The 3,106-nt window shown below is 38.0% G+C and carries 2 protein-coding genes; both read right to left on the reverse strand.

Translation table 11 applies throughout. The annotated features are described in order from the left end of the window. The coding region (gene aspS, locus GX437_03710; protein NLJ06759.1) for an aspartate--tRNA ligase at window positions 1-1,472 on the reverse strand (1,472 nt) is incomplete at its 3' end. A 9-nt stretch (window positions 1,473-1,481) separates the two neighbouring features. Continuing rightward, window positions 1,482-3,106: ComEC/Rec2 family competence protein (locus tag GX437_03715; GenBank protein NLJ06760.1), on the reverse strand; the 1,625-nt coding region annotated here is incomplete at its 5' end.

Genomic DNA, 3,106 nt, shown 5'->3' on the forward strand with positions numbered 1-3,106 from the left:
AAATCACGGTTATGAATCCGAATAGACCCCCCTCCTATTTCCACCCCATTGATTACCATATCATAAGCATTTGCCCTTACGGATCCCGGCTCAGTATCAAGCAGGCTGATATCATCAGGAAGCGGAGATGTAAACGGATGATGCATGGCGTAAAAACGTTGTGTTTCTTCATCCCATTCCAGCAATGGAAAGTCAACTACCCATAGAGGCGAAAAGCTTTCCGGATTTCTCAGATTAAGCCTGTTTCCCATTTCAAGCCTTAATTCGCTCAGGGCAAAACGCGTTGAATCGGTTTTACCTGATAAAATTAAAATCAGATCAGCGGGCTTTGCTTCAAAACGTTCCAACCATATTTTTAAGTCCTGTTCTGTAAAAAACTTATCAACTGATGATTTTATCGAATTGTCCTCATTGTATTTTATCCAAACAAGGCCGCCTGCCCCAATTTGTGGTCTTTTTACAAAATCTGTCAGTTGGTCGAGTTCTTTCCGGGAATAATTTGCACAATTGTCCACCTTTATCCCGAGTACAATTTCGGCTTCATCAAACACTTTAAAGCCATGACCTTTTGCCAGATCGGAAATTTCTGTGAATGTCATTCCGAACCGGGTGTCAGGTTTATCGGTGCCATACAAACGCATGGCATCCTGATAAGAAATTCTCGGAAAGTCTTGAATCTCAATCCCTTTAACACTTTTAAACAGATGCTTTGCCAAACCTTCAAAAGTATCAAGCACATCATCACGTGTAACAAAAGACATTTCACAATCAATCTGTGTAAATTCAGGCTGTCTGTCAGCACGCAGGTCTTCATCTCTGAAACACCGGACTATCTGAAAATACTTATCCATTCCTGCCACCATCAGCAATTGCTTAAAGGTTTGCGGAGACTGAGGTAAAGCATAAAACTGACCTTTATTCATCCGTGAAGGAACGACAAAATCTCTTGCTCCCTCAGGGGTTGATTTGATCAGGTAGGGTGTTTCAATTTCAAGAAACCCTATATCTGACAAGTATTTACGGGTTTCCATTGCCATCTTGTGGCGCAAGATAAGGTTATTTTTGACCGGGTTTCGTCTGATATCGAGATAACGGAATTTCATCCGAAGCTCATCTCCCCCATCGCTCTGATCTTCAATGGTAAAAGGCGGGATTTTCGATTTATTTAAAAGAGAAAAATCAGAGACAATTATTTCAATTTCACCGGTTGGAATCTTAATATTTTTATTACTTCTTTCGGCTACAATACCATCAACCCTGATCACATCTTCACGCCCCAGTTTTCTGGCTTTTTCACAAAGAGCTGCATTGATTTCCATGTTAAAAACCAATTGAGTGATGCCATAGCGGTCGCGCAAGTCGATAAAAGTCATACCACCCAGATCCCGTGATTTTTGAATCCAGCCACATAAAGTAACCGTCTTTCCGATGTGAAGGGGTCGCAACTCCCCGCAAGTGTGTGTTCTGTACATTTATTAAAATTATTTTGTGGTGCAAATTTCCCTAATTCTACCTGATATATTCCTACTGGTTTCAGGAAAATCAATCATTGGAGGAAATTTTATTTGCAATGCCCCTTTTTCTGCAAGGTTATAACATTTAATGCCTGATTCGTCTGCTTTTGCATGAATGATTTTTGCCTTTATTTTTTCCGGATTCAGATTAATCACCATGTATGTCGGCTTGTAATACTTTTGAATCCTGTCAACATAATTTTTATCTTTCGGATGAACAATCAGATAATCGACCTTCAGTATTTTCAATGAGTCTTTTCTGAATTTCAATTTCTCATTTAAGTAGCATAACACTTTATCTTCAAAACAACAAAACTGGTTTTGAATCATGAGGTTATGGTCTTTGTAATTGGTGCCAAACGGAATTTTAATCACAGATGAGGCTTTTCGTCCATATTTCCAGATGTCGCGGAATGTATTGTATTTCAGGTTTGAATAATCATTCAGAATTGCGCTGTCGCCCCAGAAAACTATCTTTTTTTCATCATAAAAGCCGATTAAAGATTTTTGAGGGATGGAATAAACAATTATTTCCCTTGTAATATGAGTTTTAATTTTCCAATAAGTAAATCCGGAAAAGAAAATGACGAAACTGAGTAAAAACAGTAAAATAAGTTTTCTGTTGAGTGTCAGGAAATAAAAGAAGGCATTAAGAATCAAAATATAAATCATAATGGTCATAAAAGGACTGATATAAATTTCGTCAATCAGGCCATTGGGAAGGTTTTGAATATATAAAACTGAATGGTTAAGGATTTTCAGGAAAAAATTGAAGAGATAGGAAAGAGCATTCATTAACCAGTTTAGTCCTGTCGTAACCGAAAGCAAATATGCAAAACCCGAATACATTATTAAGGTAGTAGCTGGAATGACAATTAGGTTAGAGACAAGGAAATAAACCGGAAATATGGTAAAATAAAGCAAAGCAAGCGGAAAGGTTGCTAACTGAGCGGCAATGGAAACAGCAGTAAGTGCCCAGATTTTATCAAGGATAAATATTTTTTTAAGGTTAATCAACTGATAGATTCTTGGCTGAAAAGCAACAATTCCCAAAACTGCGATATAAGACAACTGAAAACCAACCTGACTTATCATTAAAGGATCTGCCAGAAGCAGGAAAAAGAGAGAATTGTACAATGATGAATATACATTCGGTATCCTGCCGATATTATTGCCAATAATGACAAAACTAAACATGGCAGACGCACGAAGCACTGAGGGTGAAAGCCCTGTAAGGATTGCATAACACCATATAAAGCAAAGATTCAGAACAACATAAAAGGGTTTTGCATATTTCAGTTTTAGCAAAAACTTAGTCAGAAATCCAAAGACGAGAGAGATAATTCCAACATGCAGACCACTCACTGCCAAAACATGCATGGCACCTGCTGAAGCAAATGACTGGCGGAGGTCATCGCTGAGATCGGTTTTACTTCCGATAAGCAATGCAAGTGCTATGGACTGTTCATCAGGGGTTTTTACCGCCATTTTTATCTGAGCAATAATTTTTTCACGAAGAAGTGAAAGCTTCTTCAACAGTGCAGGTGCGATATTTTCTTTTGTATAAATCCAGTCGTAATCTTTCAAAAACG

The organism is Sphingobacteriales bacterium (genome assembly GCA_012517435.1).
GTDB lineage: Bacteria > Bacteroidota > Bacteroidia > CAILMK01 > JAAYUY01 > JAAYUY01.